Raw genomic sequence first — 18,662 nt, 5'->3', positions numbered from 1 at the left:
TTAATCGGGTTGCTCGAGTGATTTGATATAGTCGTAAATCGCCAGTTGCGACCGCACTTTACGGCGATTGCCGCGCGGTACATAGCGGTTACTGAGTTCTTTGTCGATATAGCGTGCTTTCACCGTATCGCTGAACAGAATCTCGATGATATCGAGGATCTGCTGCTTCAGCCGCGGATCCAGGAGCGGTGTCGCGACTTCAATTCGGTAGTCAATATTGCGCGTCATCCAGTCTGCAGAAGAGAGATAGACCTGTTTATCACCCGCATTATCGAAAATATAGACCCGATCGTGTTCCAGGTAGCGGTCAACAATGCTGATCACGCGAATATTGTCGCTAATGCCTTCGAGTTCAGGGATCAGTGAGCACATACCGCGTATCAGCAGATTGACCGGAACGCCGGAGCTGGACGCCGCATACAGACGATCCACCAGTCCTTTGTCGACCAGGTTGTTGAGTTTCAGCGTAATGCCCGACGACAGCCCTTTCTGGGCATTGGCGATCTCTTTATCGATCATGTCGTACAGCAAGCGGCGTGAGTTCTGCGGCGAGACCAGCAGATAATCGAAGCTGACCGGGCGGTACGGGTTCTCAATAAAGTTGAACACCCGGCGAACCTCGTTAGTGATGCGTGCATCGGCAGTCAGCAGCGAGTAGTCGGTATAAATTCGCGCGGTTTTTTCGTTAAAGTTCCCGGTCCCGATGTGGGCATAACGCACCACGTCCTCCCCCTCTTTACGGGAGATAAGGAACAGCTTGGCGTGAATTTTCAGCCCAGGTGCTGAGAAGATAACGTGGACACCGGCTTCCGTCAGACGGCGCGCCCAGTGAATGTTTGCCTCTTCATCGAAGCGCGCCTGCAGCTCAACCACCACGGTCACTTTTTTGCCGTTGTGCGCCGCATGGATCATCGCGTCGATGATGCGGGAATCTTTTGCCACACGGTAGATGTTGATTTTGATCGCCAGTACGTTCGGGTCGAACGAAGCCTGACGCAGCAGTTCCAGCACGTGTTCAAACGTATGATACGGATAGTAGAGCAGGACATCGCGCTCGCGAATGGCGTCGAAACCGTTGCGGAATTTATCGAACCAGAGATGGCGCAGACGCGGCAGCGGTTTGTTCACCAGATTGGCCTTGCCGACGTTCGGGAAGCCAATAAAGTCTTTAAAGTTATGGTAACGACCGCCCGGCACGATGGAGTCATAGCGAGAAATGGTCAGCTTGTCGCGCAGCATTTCCACCATGGCATCTGGCATATCGCGCTGATAAACAAAGCGCACCGGCTCCGCCGTCAGGCGCTGTTTCAGGCTGGATGACATCAGCTCCATCAGGCTGGCTTCCATCTCGTGCACCAGATCGTATTCGGCGTCACGGGTCATCTTCATGGAGTAGGCGTTTAACGCGTCGTAATCGAAGAAGCCCTTGAAGATGTCGTCCAGGCAGTAACGCAGGATATTATCGAGCAGGATCATTGGCTTGCGTCTGCGCGGGGTTTCCGGCGGCAGGTTCACAAAGCGCGGCACCTTATCGGACGGGATCTCAAGCAATGCGTAACGAATCGTGTCGCCACGAATAATTTCCACCGCGAGGTAGGTGTAGTCATCTTTCAGGAACTGCACCAGATCGGTTTCGCGGTTGATCAGAATAGGGGTAATGTGCTGGCGCAGGTAATGTTTGAAATAGTGGCGCAGCCAGGTTTGTTGGTTAACAGAAAGCTGACGTTCGTTAATCAGGAAGATTTGATTGCGTGCCATTTCCAGCAGCAGTTCGTTATACAGGCCGTCAAACTCCTGATCGGCTTTCAATACGCGCGACTGAATTTTGCCCAGCAGATGGCGCGAGTGAGAGTTTAAGCCCTGTTCTTCGCTGATGATGATTCGCCGTTTCAGTTCGGCAAAGCGAACCTTGTAGAACTCATCCAGGTTGTTGGAGTAAATCCCCAGAAAACGCATACGCTCGATAAGCGGGTTACTTTTGTCTGCCGCTTCCTGGAGTACACGTTCGTTGAATGCTAACCAGCTTAGCTCTTTCTCGATATATAACTTTTCCTGACCCATTACAGCTCACACTCCAGTTCAATCACAGGACGTGGTAAATCCGTCTCGTCCTTATTATGGCGAGCATTTCCACGATATGTCCAACAGTGCCAGAAAAGTATGACAGTTATTTTTTTTCTGGGGGATTTTAGAGGGTTGGGGGAAGGGCATGTCGGGAAGCGCGGTGCTCACCCGACAGTGAAGACCACAGGCCCGTGCAGGCGTCGCGCCGCCGGGCACATCAAACAAACTACTCGTCAGCGGCATAACCCTGTGCAGGGAGCCTGACGCCGTCCAGCCAGGCGGCACCGTCGCGCATCTGAAGACGCCCGTCAACAAACCAGCTTACCACCAGAGGATAAATGGCGTGTTCCTGCGTCTGCACGCGTTCGGTAACGTCGTCTTCGCTGTCACCTTCAAAGACCGGCACCTTTGCCTGCAGGATCACCGGCCCGCCGTCCAGCTCGTCGGTAACGAAATGCACGGAGGTACCGTGCTCCTCATCGCCGTTTTCCAGAACCTGACGATGGGTGTGCAGGCCGGGATACTTCGGCAGGAGGGAAGGGTGGATATTCAGCAGACGACCAGCGTAGTGCCCGACAAAGGCCGGGCTCAGGATACGCATATACCCCGCCAGCACGACAACGTCAGGCGCGTAGGCATCAATCTCCTGAACCAGTTCCCGGTCAAACGCTTCACGTCCGGAGAACTGGCTGGCTTCCAGCGCGTGCGCGGGAATGTTTTCTTCCCGGGCACGTTCAAGGCCGAACGCGTCGGCCTTATTGCTGAATACTGCCCGAATGGTGCCGTTGATTTTCTTCTGTTTGCAGGCGTCAATTATCGCCTGCAAATTGCTTCCGTTACCGGAAATGAGCACCACAATGTTTTTCATTCAATGACCACACGCTGTTCGGAATCGGATGCTTTGATAATACCGATTTTCCACGCGTTTTCACCTTTGTCGGTCAGCAGCGTAATCGCCTTATCCGCTTCGCTTGCTGGCAGCGCGATAACCATGCCCACGCCACAGTTAAAGGTGCGGTACATCTCGTGTGAGCTCACGTTGCCCGCAGTCTGCAGCCAGTTAAAGACGGACGGCCACTGCCAGGACGATTCGTCGATCACCGCCTGGGTGTTGTCCGGCAGGACGCGCGGAATGTTTTCCCAGAAGCCGCCACCGGTCAGGTGGGCAATGGCGTGCACGTCAACCTTCTCGATCAGCTCCAGCACGTTTTTCACGTAGATGCGGGTCGGCGCCAGCAGATGGTCAGCCAGTGGCTTGCCATCAAGCTCGGTGGTCAGTGGATCGCTGCCGCTCACGTCGAGGATTTTACGCACCAGAGAGTAGCCGTTCGAGTGCGGGCCGCTGGAGGCCAACGCGATCAGCACATCACCATCAGCCACTTTACTGCCGTCGATAATTTCTGATTTTTCTACTACGCCAACGCAGAAGCCTGCGACGTCATAATCTTCGCCGTGATACATACCGGGCATTTCGGCGGTTTCACCACCGACCAACGCACAGCCAGACTGCAGACACCCTTCGGCAATGCCGTTAATGACGCTTGCTGCGGTATCCACGTCCAGTTTTCCGGTCGCGTAGTAATCCAGGAAGAACAGCGGCTCTGCGCCCTGAACCACCAGGTCGTTAACACACATCGCGACCAGATCGATACCGATCGTGTCGTGACGTTTTAAATCCATCGCCAGGCGCAGTTTCGTCCCTACACCATCAGTACCCGAGACCAGAACAGGTTCACGATATTTTTGCGGCAGTGCGCACAGTGCGCCGAATCCACCCAGACCACCCATCACTTCCGGGCGGCGGGTTTTTTTCACCACACCTTTGATTCGGTCAACCAGCGCATTACCTGCGTCAATATCAACACCGGCATCTTTGTAGCTGAGAGAAGTTTTGTTGGTCACGGCTCAAGTCCCCACGCGATTGCATAGCTAGTAAGAAAAATCGGCGCAATTCTAACAGTCCAGGCAAACGTTTGCGAGCCTATTCTCGGCGAGAGGATTTTTTTTTCAGCAGGCCCTGCGAATGCGCCTAAAGTTGAGTCTGTTCACGAAAATGAAACCGGTTTCGGTTTTCTCCTTGCAACAGAAAGCCCCTTTGCACATCATCAGAATGAAACCGGTTTCTGTAATTGTTTTTGCAGAAAATAACGCAGAATGAGGGAAAGTGTATGTCTGGATTCAAAGCAGATTTTCTGTGGGGCGGTGCGGTCGCAGCGCATCAGCTGGAAGGGGGCTGGAACGAGGGCGGTAAGGGGATCAGCGTTGCCGATGTGATGACTGCCGGCGCGCACGGCGTGCCGCGTGAAATCACCAACGGCGTGCTGCCAGGGAAAAATTACCCTAACCATGAAGCCATCGATTTCTACCATCGCTATAAAGAGGACATCAAACTCTTTGCCGAGATGGGCTTCAAATGCTTCCGTACCTCCATCGCCTGGACGCGTATCTTCCCGAAAGGGGACGAGCTGGAGCCTAACGAAGCTGGCCTGAAATTCTATGACGACCTGTTTGACGAGTGCCTGAAGTATGGCATCGAGCCGGTTATTACCCTTTCCCATTTCGAGATGCCGTTCCACCTTGTCACCGAATACGGTGGCTGGCGTAACCGTAAGCTGATCGACTTCTTTGTTCGCTTTGCGGAGGTGGTGTTCAGACGTTACCAGCATAAAGTGAAGTACTGGATGACCTTTAACGAGATCAATAACCAGGCCAACTTCCACGAAGACTTTGCACCGTTTACCAACTCCGGCCTGAAGTACGAGCCGGGCGAAGACCGCGAGCCGGTAATGTTCCAGGCGGCACACTATGAGCTGGTGGCCAGTGCCCTGGCGGTGAAGGCCGGGCGCGACATTAACCCGTCGCTGCGGATCGGCTGCATGATTGCCATGTGTCCAATCTATCCGCTGACCTGTGCCCCGGACGATATGATGATGGCGATGAACGCCATGCACCGTCGCTACTGGTTCACCGATGTCCACGTGCGCGGCAAGTACCCACAGCATCTGCTTAACTACTTTGCTCGTCGCGGTTTCACGCTGGATATTACAGAAGAAGATAACGCGGCGCTGACGCAGGGGTGTGTCGATTACATTGGCTTTAGCTATTACATGTCTTTCGCCACCAAAGCGACGGCGGATAACCCGGAGCTGGATTACGACGAAAGTAAGAGCCTGGTCTCCAACCCGTACGTGCAGAAATCTGACTGGGGCTGGCAGATTGATCCGGTGGGCCTGCGTTACTCCCTGAACTGGTTCTGGGATCACTATCAGCTGCCCCTGTTCATCGTGGAGAACGGCTTTGGCGCCATCGACGTGCAGGAGAGCGACGGTTCGGTGAATGACCAGTACCGTATTGATTACCTTGCCGCGCACATCCGCGAAATGAAAAAAGCGGTGGTCGAAGATGGCGTTGATCTGATGGGGTATACCCCGTGGGGCTGTATCGACCTGGTGTCTGCCGGAACGGGTGAAATGAAAAAACGCTACGGCTTTATCTTTGTCGACAAAGACAATGAAGGTAACGGTACCCTGAACCGCAGTAAGAAGAAGTCGTTTGACTGGTATAAGCAGGTGATAGCCAGCAACGGCGACACTCTTTAATTCCAGCAGAGTAAAAACGCAAAAAGCCGGAGCTTGCCCTCCGGCTTTTTTGCCTCTAAAACACTTTGCTTGATGTACGTCAAGCAAGTTGGGTATGGTGCAATCCGAAAAAAGCGGTATAATCCCGCGATTTTTTTGCGGTTGCCCCCTCAGAGGAGAAAGAGAATGAAGATTGTGGAAGTGAAGCACCCACTCGTTAAACACAAGCTGGGCCTGATGCGTGAGCATGACATCAGCACGAAGCGTTTTCGCGAACTGGCTTCTGAAGTCGGCAGCCTGCTGACCTATGAAGCGACCTCTGACCTGGAAACGGAAAAAGTGACCATCGAGGGCTGGAACGGCCCGGTTCAGGTTGAGCAGATCAAAGGTAAGAAAATTACCGTTGTGCCCATCCTGCGTGCCGGCCTCGGCATGATGGAAGGCGTGCTGGAGCACGTGCCAAGCGCGCGCATCAGCGTGGTCGGGGTCTACCGCGACGAAGAGACCCTGGAGCCGGTACCGTACTTCCAGAAGCTGGTGTCTAACATCGACGAGCGTATGGCCCTGGTGGTTGACCCGATGCTGGCGACCGGCGGTTCAATGATTGCCACCATCGACCTGCTGAAAAAAGCCGGTTGCAGCAGCATCAAAGTGCTGGTGCTGGTTGCTGCACCAGAAGGTATCGCGGCGCTGGAAAAAGCGCACCCGGACATCGAACTCTATACCGCGTCTATCGACCAGGGGCTGAATGAGCACGGGTACATCATCCCGGGGCTTGGCGATGCCGGCGATAAGATTTTTGGTACTAAATAATCGAATAACGATAATGAAGCCGACTTTGATAGTCGGCTTTTTTTTGAATAAAACGCCAACAACAATACTACTCAGAGGAAAACACTATGACGCGCCGTGCTATCGGGGTGAGTGAAAGACCGCCGCTTTTACAGACAATCCCGCTTAGTCTGCAGCACCTGTTCGCCATGTTTGGCGCAACCGTGCTGGTGCCAATCCTGTTTCACATTAACCCGGCTACCGTGCTGTTGTTCAACGGTGTGGGTACGCTGCTTTACCTCTTTATCTGTAAAGGCAAAATCCCTGCCTATCTCGGCTCAAGCTTCGCCTTTATTTCACCGGTTCTGCTGTTGCTGCCGCTGGGGTATGAAGTGGCGCTGGGCGGCTTCATTATGTGTGGCGTCCTGTTCTGCCTGGTCTCTTTCATTGTGAAGAAGGCCGGTACCGGCTGGCTGGACGTTATGTTCCCGCCTGCCGCAATGGGGGCCATTGTCGCCGTCATCGGTCTGGAGCTGGCGGGCGTAGCGGCCAATATGGCCGGCCTGCTGCCTGCTGACGGGCAGTCACCGGATTCCAAAACTATCATCATCTCGATGGTGACACTGGGCGTAACGGTATTTGGTTCCGTGCTGTTCCGCGGTTTTATGGCGATTATCCCGATCCTGATCGGTGTGCTGGCGGGGTACGCGCTCTCCTTCGTGATGGGCGTTGTTGATACCACGCCTATTGCTGAAGCGCACTGGTTCGCACTGCCAACCTTCTATACCCCGCGCTTTGAATGGTTTGCCATTTTCACGATCCTGCCCGCGGCGCTGGTGGTTATTGCTGAGCACGTAGGTCACCTGGTGGTGACGGCAAACATCGTTAAACGTGACCTGATCCGCGACCCGGGTCTGCACCGCTCGATGTTTGCCAACGGCCTCTCTACCATTATCTCCGGTTTCTTTGGTTCTACGCCTAACACCACCTACGGTGAGAACATCGGCGTGATGGCGATTACCCGTGTCTACAGTACCTGGGTCATTGGCGGCGCGGCAATCATCGCCATCCTGCTCTCCTGCGTGGGCAAACTGGCGGCGGCTATCCAGATCATTCCGGTACCGGTAATGGGAGGCGTCTCTCTGCTGCTGTACGGTGTGATCGGCGCGTCCGGTATTCGCGTGCTGATTGAATCCAAAGTGGACTACAGCAAAGCGCAAAACCTGATCCTCACCTCCGTGATCCTGATCATCGGCGTGAGCGGCGCGAAGGTGCACATCGGTGCGGCTGAACTGAAAGGCATGGCGCTCGCGACCATCGTGGGTGTGGGCCTGAGCCTGATCTTCAAACTGATCTCCGTCCTGCGCCCGGAAGAAGTGGTGCTGGATGCCGAAGACAGCGAAAAAGCGTCACATTGATCGTAAAACCGGGCGGACGATCCGCCCGGTTCTCTCCTTGCACGTTCCGTGCTAAACTCACCGCCGATTTTATGTAAGATCTGGTTGAGGTACTTCTGAACGGACCGGCACAGCTCTCTCTGCCACTCTATCTCCCTGACGACGAAACTTTTGCGAGTTTCTGGCCGGGTGATAACCCCTCTTTACTGGCTGCACTGCAAAACGTGCTGCGTCAGGAACACAGCGGATACATCTATATCTGGTCACGCGAAGGCGCGGGGCGCAGCCACCTGTTGCATGCCGCCTGTGCGGAGCTTTCCGCGCGGGGTGATGCGGTAGGCTATGTGCCGCTGGATAAACGTACCTGGTTTGTGCCTGAAGTCATGGAGGGAATGGAACATCTCTCACTGGTCTGCATCGATAATATCGAATGTGTGGCGGGGGATGAGCCATGGGAAATGGCGATCTTTAACCTCTATAACCGCATTCTGGAGTCGGGGAAAACCCGGCTGCTGATCACCGGCGATCGTCCGCCGCGCCAGCTGAATCTGGGGCTGCCGGATCTGGCTTCCCGTCTGGACTGGGGGCAAATCTACAAGCTGCAGCCGCTGTCGGATGAAGACAAACTTCAGGCGTTACAGCTGCGCGCAAGATTGCGCGGCTTTGAACTCCCGGAAGACGTGGGGCGTTTCCTGCTCAAGCGCCTGGACCGGGAAATGCGCACGCTCTTTGATACGCTCGATCAGCTCGATCGCGCCTCGATTACCGCGCAGCGCAAGCTGACCATTCCTTTTGTGAAAGATATTCTGAAGCTGTGATGCGCTTTTCTCCCTCTGCCTGGCGCAGAGGGAGAACCAGTGCCACTGGCTAAAACTCACCTGTCTTCCAGCAAATGCTCAACCAGAAGTGGAATGGGTCTGCCCGAGGCCACGCTTTTTCCGTTTTCACGCCACAGCGCCGTGCCGCTAATATCCAGATGGGCCCAAGGAATGGTCGGCGGGCAAAAATGGTGTAACAGCCAGGCCGCCGATGCGCTGATCGCCGCATTATTGGGTGGGGTATTGCACAGGTCGGCGATGGCGCTGTCGGTCTGTTTTTTTAACCGTGCATCCAGCGGCAGGGACCACACCTCATCACCGCTCCGTTTCCCCGCGTGGGTGAGCGCCTGACGCAGCGCTTCGTCCTGCGTCATTAACCCACTCAGCTCGTACCCCAGCGCTTTCACGACGGCACCGGTTAAAGTCGCCATATCAATAATATAGCGAGCCTGCGGATGACGCTGGCTGGCCCAGGCGATCGCATCCGCCAGTACCAGCCGGCCTTCGGCATCGGTATTGTTGATTTCAACCGTGATACCGTTGCAGGCGTTGGCCACCGTGCCCGGCTGCATTGCATCCGGTCCTATGGCGTTTTCCGCCAGCGCCAGTACGCCCATAATACGAACCGGCAGGCCGAGTTCTGCCACGCTCAGCATCAACCCGAGCACGTTCGCTGCCCCGCACATGTCATATTTCATGGTGTACATGCCCGCGCCTTCCTTCAGCCACAGGCCACCGGTATCAAACGTTATGCCTTTGCCCACGTAACAGCGTACCGGGCCATCAGCGATGCCGTTATAGTGAATGGCCAGCAGCCGCGGTGGACAGGTCGCGCCTTTACCGACGGCATGCAGAAGCCCCAGTCCCTGTTCAATAATTTGCTTCTCATCAAGCACTTCACACCGCAGGGCGGGGAAGGCGGCGCACAGCTTTTGCGCTTCGTCGACGACATACTGCGGCGTACAGCGATCGGACGGCATATCCGCCAGACGTCGCGCGGCGACCATTCCTCGGGCAATGGTCTGCTGTTGCTGGAAGAGAGCGTCCAGCCTTTCACGCTGTTGCGGATGACACAGGGCGGTGACATGGCGAAGGCGAACGCTTTTGCCATCGGTTTTCTTAAGCTGCAGATCGCGAAGGTCATGCGCCTGGTTAAAGAGAAAACGCAGAACCTGCGTCAGTACCACCTCGTCAATATCCGTGACATCCAGTACCACATCGGCGCTGACCGGGGCTGCCAGCAGTGGACGGAGGGCGGTGAGTAACCCTTCTGTCAGACTGTCCTGCCAGAGCGCATCCGGCAGCAGCGTGATTCTGGCAAACGGAGCACAGCCAAAGCGGGTATCCGCGACGGTGCTTTGTTCACGCATTTCAGCGATGAGTGCGGTGTCCGGCAGTAACGCGCAGGCGGCCCGGGCAATAAGATGACTCTGGGGCTTTGCGTCTGCAAGGGCGGTGATAAGCTCAAAGGTAATCATTGTGACTCCTCAACTGGCGCGCGGATCCGCGCGGCATAGGCCTGCATCCATTCCTCATCCACGGGCTGATAGTGCGTTTTTTCCCGCAGGCGCTCGGCGCGAAATACGGTGAGAGGCTGGCGGGCCGTTGCCACCACAAATGAGAAGGTTTTGATGTTGGTTGCGGCGCCGAATTCGCCTTTATTATTCATGCACACCACCGAGAGATCGCCCGCGCGGCCAAAGTGCGACATCAGTTTGTCTTCCAGTTCGAAGACCACCGAGTCCGCCGCCTGCTGCGGTGACATGCCCTGTGCCATGCGGCGAACAATTTCGTAGCTGGTGCAGCCTTTCATCAGGTCTTCCCCCACGCCGGTTGCGGTGGCGGCACCGGTTTCACTGTCGCAGTAAAAGCCGGAGCCGATAATCGGCGAGTCGCCAATACGGCCGCGCTTTTTCATAAACAGACCGCTGGTGGAGGTCGCCACGCTCATCGACCCCATTTTGTCGAGGCCAATAATCCCGACGGTGTCATGCCCATCGTACGGGCTTAAGCCTTTGTCCAGCGTCTCCCGGCAGCGCTTACGATAATGCTGCATCGCGCGGTCGGTAAGCATGGTTTTGTCGGCAAACCCCTGACTCAACGCCCATTCGCGCGCGCCCTGGCCGACCAGCAGGCTGTTATAGCGCTGGCGGCTTAGCGCATGGGCGACACGCACCGGGTTCGCAATATCAACCAGATCTCCCACGGCCCCAAACGCAAGCGTATCGCCATCCATATACGCCGCGTCCAGTTCGACTTCGCCATTTTCGGTTGGCAGCCCGCCGTAGCCGACGGATTTATACAACGGGAAGTCCTCGACGGCAGCAACGGCATCGACCACCGCTTCTGCTACCGGTTTCTCCGCAGCCAGCGCAGACGCAGACTCCGTGACCCCTTCAAGCGCCATTCGCCAGGTTGCGATAATTCCCCACATGCTTTACTCCTGTTTTGCAAGGGTTGGGTCGGTTTGCGTCACGGTGGCAATCTCCGCGGCGCGGTATTGTTTATCCACGATACGCATGAAAGGCAGATACAGCATGGCGCCAATCAGCAGGTTGATAAGCTGCATCACGCTGCCGCTGAGATGCCCCGTGACGATAAACCCGCTGATCACCGGCGGTAACGTCCAGGGGATAAACACCCCGGTGGTCACAGCGACGGCACCCATTTTCATCGCGGCATATTGCACGGTAACCAGGACCAGCGGCACCAGATTGAACGGGATCAGCATGATGGGGTTCATGATGACCGGCAGGCCAAACAGAATCGGCTCGTTGATGTTAAACACCGAGGCCCCCGCGCCGAGACGCGCCACCTCGCGCATGTTTTTGCTGCGGGCAAAAATCAGCATCGCAATCACCAGCGAGAGCGTTGCCCCTGCGCCACCCATCCAGATCATGTCAAAAAACTGTTCGGTGATAATGTGCGGCGGCGTCGTACCCGCCTGAATGGCGGCGATGTTATCGGTCTGGTTCTCCATCCACAGCGGGCGAATGATGCCGTTGATCATTGAGCCGGAGTTAATGCCCACAGACCACAGAATAGTGATGCTGAACACCGTCATCAGCGCGCCGAAATAAGAGGTCCCGTAGTGGCGAACCGGCGTGGCGACCACTTCGTAAATAAACTGGTGAATGGTGTTGTAGTGAGTATTTTCGAAAATGATGCGGATAATAAGCACCAGAATCATTACCAGCAGGGCCGGGATCAGCGCGGCGAACGACTCCTGCACCGCCGGCGGCACGTCATCAGGCATTCTGATGACCAGCTTTTTGCGCTTCAGCCAGCAGAACAGCTCCGTCCACAGCAGAGACCCAATCATTGCCACGAACAGCCCTTTGCTGCCAATCCACTCCACCGGCATAACCGTGATACCGCCGTTTTCGGCCACTTTGATAAAAGGTGTCAGGATTAAAAAGGCGACCAGAGCCAGAATACCGCAGGAGATGCGATCTTCGCCGTAGTGTTCAGCCAGGCGAAACGCCACCAGAAAGCTGATAAACAGCGACATGGTTGAGAACACCGCGTTGAACGGAATTTCAATGATGGCACTCCAGCTTTCACCAAATGCCTGAGACATAAACTGCTGATAGGTTTGGTTCGGAAAAGAGGAGATGACCAGCAGAATCGAGCCGACGATGATAAACGGCATGAAGGAAATATAGGCCCCGCGTATGGCGCCCAGATGCCGCTGTTGCGCGGTTTTGGCCGCCAGCGGCATCAGTTTTGCTTCAAGAAATCCCAGAACATTGTTCATTGTGAACTCCGTACAAGATTGAGGGGTGTTGTTATGTTATGTCTGTGGATTATCAGTGAAGCGCGGTGGCTGAAAGGTGAAACAGGTCACAAAGCACTCGCTAAGAAATTATAAATCTCATGAGATTAGTTATGGAGTTGCAGCGATGGAAATCAAATTGCACGCCAATGCCACCACCACGCCGCGGATCCGTCGCTATCTGCAACAATCCAATAAAAGCGACAGAGAACTGGCTGCGGAGCTGGGTATTTCCGTGACGACCGTGCGGCGATGGCGCAATCGCGATCGGGTTTCTGACAACCATACGACCCCAAAATTGATACACAAAGCGATGAGACAAGAGCAGGTTGACCTCGTCAATGCGCTGCGTGATATCACGGGCGCACCGCTGGATGAACTCCTGCTGCTGGTTAACGCGGTGCTGGGGATTTCCGTTTCGCGGGCGACACTGAACCGATATCTCCGTCCCGCTCCTGCGAAACGCAAAGGCGTTGAACTTCAGGGGAAAAAAGCGCTAAAGGCAGGCGTTTTACCCACAAAACTGCTGGTGCATCACCAGCCTTTATCGCTGCATATGGATGATGGCGGGGAGCAGCATCTGCTGTGGGGGCGCGAACCGGTGAGCGGCTGGTGTTATGCCCGGCTCTATGCGGGAATTTCATCACAGCTGCTGAATAACTGGATGTGTGAGTTGCTGAACGCCTGTCCGGCTGATATCCAATCTGTTGAGACTTTCGGTTTTGAACCCGACTTACCCGCGGATGAACCTGTCGTAAAAGTACAGCCGACCAGGCACAAGGCCGTGCAGGTTACGGTACCGCTCGGCGACATCATTCCACGAGTGAATGCTGTTCCGTTAGGGCAGGTGTTGATCGAGATGTGCGAGTTTTACAATCGGGGCAAAGCGCAGAAAAAGCTGGGAGAGAGCACGCCGCAGGCCTTTCTGGAATCGCTGCGGCGTAAGGATTAGAGAATTTCGAGCACCTCTTCCGGCGGGCGTCCAATACGCGCCTGACCGTTTGCGACCACAATGGGGCGCTCAATCAGTTTCGGATTTTCAACCATCGCCTGAATCAGCTCAGCCTCGGTTAGACGACTGTCATTCAGATTGAGCGACGTATACAGCTCCTCTTTCTGGCGCATTAGCTCTCTGGCACTGCCCATTCCCAGCATGTGCAGCAGCTGACGAAGCGTCTGTGCATCTGGCGGTGTCTCCAGATACAGCACCACTTCCGGGTCAATGCCGTTCGACTTCAGCAGGCTAAGGGTGTCACGGCTCTTCGAGCAGCGTGGGTTGTGGTAGATTTTTACCGCGTCTGTCATGACCTGAATTCTCCTTTATTACATCTTCTCGTACGGCTTAAAGCGCTGCTGCAGACCGCGAAGCTGATCGATACGTGCATCGTAACGGGCCTGTTGCAGACTGCCGAGCTTAACCTGGGAACTGGCACTGCTCAGGAGGGAAATCGCCTGATCAAGACGTCCCACCAGGGCAAAGCCTTCGGCGCGTGCCGCAAGCTCTTGATCGCGGTTGCCCAGCTGCGCTTCTGCCTGGGCAAGCAGATCCCAGCCGTTCTGATCGTCTTTATTGTTAAAGGTGTAGCGGTTCAGAATGTTCGCCGCTTCAGCAGGCTGACCACCCTGTAAGTAAGCATTCGCCAGGTTAAGCTGCAGCACCGGGTTAGTCCGCACCTCTTTTGCCCCTTTCAGGCGATTAATCGCATCGGTGGCTTTTTTCTGCCCCAGATCGATATCCGTGGCCAGATCGAGATACCACGGGTTATTCGGATCGGCGGCGAGAAGTGGCTGCAGCGTTTTACGCGCTTCGTCATATTTGCTCGCTTCCATCGCCTGTAACGCCTGGCCATACTGAGCCGCGTTTTTCTCACGCACGTTGCCTTTCGCCAGCGCATCCAGCAGGTCGCTGGTCAGCTGGTTACGCCCGGAATTGTACATTCCAAGCGTTCGCACTTTTGCCATGTAGAAATCCTGCGACGACTGAACCACGACCGGGCGCATCTGGTTGGCACGGTTACGCGCATCCGACAGACGGCTTTCTGGTAAGGGGTGCGTCAGCAAAATTTCCGGCGGACGGGAGGAGTAGCGCGCCTGGTCGAGCAGTTTTTCGAGGAAGCTCGGCATGGCCTGCGGGTCAAAGCCCGAACGTTGCAGCACCTGAATGCCAATACGATCCGCTTCCTGTTCGTTTTGCTGGGTGAAACTGATCATCCCCTGACGTGTTCCCGCCAGCGTACCGGTTAACGCCGCCATCCCGGCCTGCGGGCTGGCCATTGCCAGCAGAATGGAACCCAATGCGCCAACCCAGGTCAGCGGAGCGTTACGCTTCTGGTCTTCCATTGCGCGGGCAAGGTGGCGTTGGGTGACGTGAGAGATTTCGTGCGCCATGACCGAGGCCAGCTGACTTTCGTTATCAGAGTAGCGGAATAACGCCGAATGCAGCACCACGTTGCCGCCAAAGAAGGCGAAGGCGTTGATTTCGTCATTATTGATTAAATAGAAGTGGAAGGGGGTTTTTACCGAGTTGGCGTGCGCGACCAGGCGCATGCCCAGCCCGTTAATGTACTGAACCAGCAACGGGTCGTTAATCAGCGGCGCGCTGCCACGCAGCTGACGAACGTAATAATCCCCCATCTGCATTTCCTGCCCAATGGAGAGCGTGCTTCCTGCTGTAGTGCCCATGTCCGGCAATGAATCGGACGAGTCAGCGAAAGCTGGCAACACCTGACCGACCGTCAGTGCGGCAATCAGTGTCGCAACCAGTGTTTTTCTCAACTGCCTGAACATAACCACTGTCCTGTATTTGGGATGTGCTAATTTGACCGATGAACCGGCATATCGTTCATCTCCACTGCCCTGCGAGTGTAGCCGTGTTGAGGCATGAAGAAAATCCCATTCATCAGGGTTTTGCGGATCGTGGCAGGGAGACAAAAAGCGAAAGTCTTTTTTGTGACAGTTAGATACAATTCACGTTCTCACTCCCGCCATCCGATTCAGGGAAGGGTTGTATGCTCGAAATGTTAATGCAGTGGTACCGCCGTCGGTTTACCGACCCGGAAGCCATTGCTTTGTTGGTTATTCTGGTCGCCGGGTTCGGCATTCTGTTCTTCTTCAGCGGTCTTCTCGCCCCCCTGCTGGTCGCGATTGTGCTGGCGTACCTGCTGGAGTGGCCAACGGCGCGTCTGGAAAATATAGGCTGTTCCCGTCGCTGGGCGACCAGTATCGTCCTGGTGCTGTTTGTCGGCATTCTGCTGTTAATGTCGTTTGTCGTTATGCCTGTGGCCTGGCAACAGGGGATTTACCTTATCCGCGATATGCCCGGCATGCTGAATAAGCTTTCTGATTTTGCCGCCACGCTGCCGCGCCGATATCCCGCCCTGATGGATGCCGGGATCATTGATGCGATGGCCGAAAACATGCGCGCCCGCATCATGACAATGGGCGATTCCGTGGTGAAATATTCCCTGGCGTCGCTGGTAGGGTTGCTCACGCTGGCCGTCTACCTTGTCCTCGTTCCGTTAATGGTTTTCTTCCTCGTCAAAGATAAAGAGCAGATGCTGAACGCGGTGCGGCGCATTCTGCCGCGTAATCGCGGGCTGGCCGGGCAGGTGTGGGAAGAGATGAACCAGCAGATCACCAACTACATTCGAGGCAAAGTGCTGGAGATGATTGTGGTGGGTGTGGCTACCTGGATTGGTTTTTTAATTTTCGGGCTTAACTACTCGCTGCTGCTGGCGGTGCTGGTGGGGCTGTCGGTGCTCATTCCCTACATCGGTGCCTTTGTGGTGACCATTCCGGTTGTCGGCGTTGCGCTGTTCCAGTTTGGTCTGGGGACCGAGTTCTGGAGCTGCTTCGCGGTGTACCTGATCATTCAGGGACTGGATGGCAACCTGCTGGTGCCGGTGCTGTTCTCAGAAGCGGTGAACCTGCATCCGCTGGTGATTATCTTATCCGTGGTGATTTTCGGCGGGCTGTGGGGATTCTGGGGTGTGTTCTTTGCCATTCCGCTGGCAACGCTGATCAAAGCAGTGGTTCACGCGTGGCCGGATGTGCCTGCGGTTGAGGATAAGTAGATAGTTGTGCGGCCTGATACCCTCTCCCGTGGGGAGAGGGGCAAATATCAAAAACGGTAACCTGCGTTACCGTATTGCATTTACCGCGTAGGTCGGGTCAGGCGAAGCCGCGGCCCAACGATCAGGCGCTTTGTTTGAGCCAGTTCAGCACCACGTCGTGGTGGTTGCTGGTTTTGAAGTCATCAAACACATGTTCAACTTTACCGTCAGCGTCAATCAGGAAGCTGATACGGTGAATGCCGTCGTAGGTTTTGCCCATAAAGGTCTTCTCGCCCCAGACGCCAAACTGCTCGCATACCTGGTGGTCTTCGTCAGAAAGCAGCGTGAAGTTAAGCAGCTCCTTTTCAGCAAATCGTGACAGCTTTTCTGGCTTATCGGTGCTGATACCCAGCACTTCCACGCCGACTTTTTTCAACTCGTCCATGTTGTCGCGTAAGCCGCAGGCCTGTACGGTGCAGCCTGGGGTCATGGCTTTCGGGTAAAAATAGACCAGAACACGCTGTCCCTGGAAGTCGGTCAAATTTACTTGCTCACCATCCTGGTCAGGTAAGCTAAATTTCGGTGCGATGTCACCGGCTTTCAGTGGGTTCATTACTCAACTCCATCCTGTTCATGCTGCGAATAATTGACGACGCTTATACTGCCTTGCGCGTTTAATTCTGTACAGAGGGCTTTGAACGCTTGCTCGATATTTGACGCATCCTGCGAGGCAGGGCTGTGTGCGGTAATCTGAATAAAAAGGGTGGGAATGGCGCTGCCGTCACCCGGCTGCGTTCGGGAAACGAGTTCGGCAATATTCATCTGATGGCTGTCAAATAACGCGGTGAAGCGCTCAATCAGATGGGGTGAATCGGGGACTTCAACCTGCACCCAGACGGTCGCGGGCAGGGCCGGACGTGGGCGAGCAGTAGTGCGTTTCATCACGATCAGCAAATCCAGCTCCGCACCTTTAAGCGGCAGGGTCGATTCGATAAGGGTAATGGCATTCCATGTCCCGGACAGCAGCATAATAAACGTGAACTCTTCGCCCAGCATAGCCAGACGGCTGTCCTCGATATTACAGCCGCAGCTGCTCACATGGCGGGTGATGGTGTTCACGATACCCGGCCTGTCAGCACCCAGCGCAGTGATAACCAGGTAATGTTGTGATGAGGTTGTCAAACCTGTTCTTCCTTTGCATGGTTAAGTCTTCCTAAGGAAAGCATAAAAAAAACATGCATACAACCGCCTGAGGGCCTCAGGTCGCTTGCTTTTATTACAGTTCCAAACGTACCATTGAGGCTCTTGTTCGCACAGAGGATGGCTCATGTTCACGGGAAGTATTGTCGCGCTTGTTACACCGATGGATGAAAAAGGTAATGTCTGCCGGTCAAGCATGAAGAAGCTGATTGATTACCATGTCGCCAATGGAACCTCGGCGATCGTTTCGGTAGGGACTACCGGTGAATCTGCAACGCTAAGCCACGAAGAGCACGGCGATGTGGTGATGCTGACCCTGGAACTGGCTGACGGGCGTATCCCGGTCATCGCAGGGACAGGCGCTAACGCCACGGCAGAAGCTATCAGTTTGACCAAACGTTTTAACGACAGCGGCATCGTGGGCTGTCTGACGGTGACCCCTTATTACAACCGTCCTACTCAGGAAGGTCTGTTCCAGCATTTCAAAGCCATCGCAGAACATACTGACTTGCCACAAATTCTGTATAATGTGCCGTCCCGTACTGGCTGCGATATGCTGCCGGAAACCGTTGGTCGTCTCTCGAAAGTAAAAAATATTATCGGGATTAAAGAGGCGACAGGGAACTTAAGCCGCGTTCATCAGATCAAAGAGCTGGTTTCAGACGACTTTATCCTGTTGAGCGGCGATGATGCGACCGCACTGGACTTTATGCAGCTCGGTGGCCATGGCGTGATCTCCGTAACGGCGAACGTTGCGGCCCGCGATATGGCTGAAATGTGCAAACTGGCGGCTGCCGGTCACTTTGATGAAGCTCGCGTGATTAATCAGCGTCTGATGCCGTTGCATAATAAATTATTTGTCGAACCCAATCCGATCCCCGTGAAATGGGCGTGTAAGGAGTTGGGACTTGTAGCAACCGATACGCTGCGTCTGCCAATGACACCGATTACCGACCACGGTCGTGAAATTGTCACGGCAGCGCTGAAGCATGCCGGTTTGCTGTAGA

17 protein-coding genes are annotated in these 18,662 nt (G+C 55.0%); 7 read left to right on the top strand and 10 right to left on the bottom strand.

Annotated features, from left to right (window positions below; all coding sequences use genetic code 11):
* From ppk1 to purM, 3 genes are all read right to left on the bottom strand, one after another.
* Entirely contained in the window at window positions 1–2,061 is a 2,061-nt protein-coding gene (gene ppk1 / locus HV340_RS16330) for a polyphosphate kinase 1 (protein WP_014171133.1), read from the bottom strand.
* 229 nt (window positions 2,062–2,290) lie between these two features.
* Window positions 2,291–2,932, bottom strand: a complete 642-nt coding sequence (gene purN, locus HV340_RS16325; RefSeq protein WP_014171132.1) for a phosphoribosylglycinamide formyltransferase — start codon at window positions 2,930–2,932, stop codon at window positions 2,291–2,293.
* A complete protein-coding gene (purM, locus tag HV340_RS16320; RefSeq protein WP_014171131.1) occupies window positions 2,929–3,966 on the bottom strand; it encodes a phosphoribosylformylglycinamidine cyclo-ligase in 1,038 nt (345 codons plus the stop codon). The genes purN and purM overlap by 4 nt, the downstream gene beginning before the upstream one ends.
* Before the next feature lie 266 nt (window positions 3,967–4,232).
* Here purM and HV340_RS16315 point away from each other — a divergent pair, with 266 nt between their 5' ends.
* The 4 genes from HV340_RS16315 (at window position 4,233) to HV340_RS16300 (ending at window position 8,628) form a co-directional block, all read left to right on the top strand.
* Window positions 4,233–5,663: a 6-phospho-beta-glucosidase gene (locus HV340_RS16315; protein WP_020883060.1), complete on the top strand. Its 1,431-nt coding sequence runs from the start codon at window positions 4,233–4,235 to the stop codon at window positions 5,661–5,663.
* Window positions 5,664–5,828: 165 nt separating this feature from the next.
* The gene (gene upp, locus HV340_RS16310) at window positions 5,829–6,455 is read left to right on the top strand and encodes a uracil phosphoribosyltransferase (protein ID WP_020883061.1); all 627 of its coding nucleotides are present in this window, start codon (window positions 5,829–5,831) and stop codon (window positions 6,453–6,455) included.
* Window positions 6,456–6,541: 86 nt separating this feature from the next.
* On the top strand, window positions 6,542–7,831 hold the full coding sequence (gene uraA, locus HV340_RS16305; RefSeq protein ID WP_014171128.1) for a uracil permease: 1,290 nt from the start codon (window positions 6,542–6,544) through the stop codon (window positions 7,829–7,831).
* 95 nt (window positions 7,832–7,926) lie between these two features.
* The gene (locus HV340_RS16300; RefSeq protein ID WP_212479862.1) at window positions 7,927–8,628 is read left to right on the top strand and encodes a DnaA inactivator Hda; all 702 of its coding nucleotides are present in this window, start codon (window positions 7,927–7,929) and stop codon (window positions 8,626–8,628) included.
* 56 nt (window positions 8,629–8,684) lie between these two features.
* On the opposite strand, the gene HV340_RS16295 is transcribed toward HV340_RS16300, so the two are convergent.
* From HV340_RS16295 to celB, 3 genes are read right to left on the bottom strand one after another with little or no spacing between them, the layout of a single operon-like run.
* Window positions 8,685–10,106, bottom strand: a complete 1,422-nt coding sequence (locus tag HV340_RS16295; protein WP_181216097.1) for a leucyl aminopeptidase family protein — start codon at window positions 10,104–10,106, stop codon at window positions 8,685–8,687.
* Window positions 10,103–11,062 (bottom strand): N(4)-(beta-N-acetylglucosaminyl)-L-asparaginase, encoded by a 960-nt coding sequence (locus tag HV340_RS16290; RefSeq protein WP_063924713.1) that lies wholly within the window; start codon window positions 11,060–11,062, stop codon window positions 10,103–10,105. The genes HV340_RS16295 and HV340_RS16290 overlap by 4 nt, the downstream gene beginning before the upstream one ends.
* A gap of 3 nt (window positions 11,063–11,065) precedes the next feature.
* Window positions 11,066–12,385 (bottom strand): PTS cellobiose transporter subunit IIC, encoded by a 1,320-nt coding sequence (gene celB / locus HV340_RS16285; RefSeq protein WP_059305767.1) that lies wholly within the window; start codon window positions 12,383–12,385, stop codon window positions 11,066–11,068.
* 145 nt (window positions 12,386–12,530) lie between these two features.
* Between celB and HV340_RS16280 the strand changes: the two genes are divergently transcribed.
* A complete protein-coding gene (locus HV340_RS16280) occupies window positions 12,531–13,355 on the top strand; it encodes a helix-turn-helix domain-containing protein (RefSeq protein ID WP_059305768.1) in 825 nt (274 codons plus the stop codon).
* On the opposite strand, the gene arsC is transcribed toward HV340_RS16280, so the two are convergent.
* Together arsC and bepA are read right to left on the bottom strand one after the other, a co-directional pair.
* Window positions 13,352–13,708 (bottom strand): arsenate reductase (glutaredoxin), encoded by a 357-nt coding sequence (arsC, locus tag HV340_RS16275; protein WP_059305769.1) that lies wholly within the window; start codon window positions 13,706–13,708, stop codon window positions 13,352–13,354. The two genes, HV340_RS16280 and arsC, sit on opposite strands and share 4 nt — an antisense overlap.
* An 18-nt stretch (window positions 13,709–13,726) precedes the next feature.
* Window positions 13,727–15,190, bottom strand: coding sequence for a beta-barrel assembly-enhancing protease (gene bepA / locus HV340_RS16270; protein ID WP_020883065.1), 1,464 nt, complete (start codon window positions 15,188–15,190; stop codon window positions 13,727–13,729).
* A 221-nt stretch (window positions 15,191–15,411) separates the two neighbouring features.
* On the opposite strand from bepA, the gene HV340_RS16265 reads away from it, so the two are divergent.
* On the top strand, window positions 15,412–16,476 hold the full coding sequence (locus HV340_RS16265; RefSeq protein WP_181216096.1) for an AI-2E family transporter: 1,065 nt from the start codon (window positions 15,412–15,414) through the stop codon (window positions 16,474–16,476).
* 121 nt (window positions 16,477–16,597) lie between these two features.
* Here the strand turns inward: HV340_RS16265 and bcp are convergent, their stop codons facing one another.
* On the bottom strand, window positions 16,598–17,068 hold the full coding sequence (gene bcp / locus HV340_RS16260) for a thioredoxin-dependent thiol peroxidase (RefSeq protein WP_014171119.1): 471 nt from the start codon (window positions 17,066–17,068) through the stop codon (window positions 16,598–16,600).
* Window positions 17,068–17,637 carry a glycine cleavage system transcriptional repressor gene (locus HV340_RS16255; RefSeq protein ID WP_014171118.1) on the bottom strand — a complete coding sequence of 190 codons (570 nt, stop codon included), beginning with the start codon at window positions 17,635–17,637 and terminating at the stop codon, window positions 17,068–17,070. The genes bcp and HV340_RS16255 overlap by 1 nt, the downstream gene beginning before the upstream one ends.
* 145 nt (window positions 17,638–17,782) lie before the next feature.
* Here HV340_RS16255 and dapA point away from each other — a divergent pair, with 145 nt between their 5' ends.
* Window positions 17,783–18,661 (top strand): 4-hydroxy-tetrahydrodipicolinate synthase, encoded by an 879-nt coding sequence (gene dapA, locus HV340_RS16250; RefSeq protein WP_014171117.1) that lies wholly within the window; start codon window positions 17,783–17,785, stop codon window positions 18,659–18,661.
* Window position 18,662 lies beyond the last annotated feature (1 nt).

Origin of the sequence: Enterobacter sp. RHBSTW-00975, assembly GCF_013615235.1 — a bacterium.
Taxonomy (GTDB): Bacteria; Pseudomonadota; Gammaproteobacteria; order Enterobacterales; family Enterobacteriaceae; genus Enterobacter; species Enterobacter ludwigii.
Note: the sequence above shows the minus strand (reverse complement) of the source record. Positions and strands in the feature narration are given on the sequence as shown.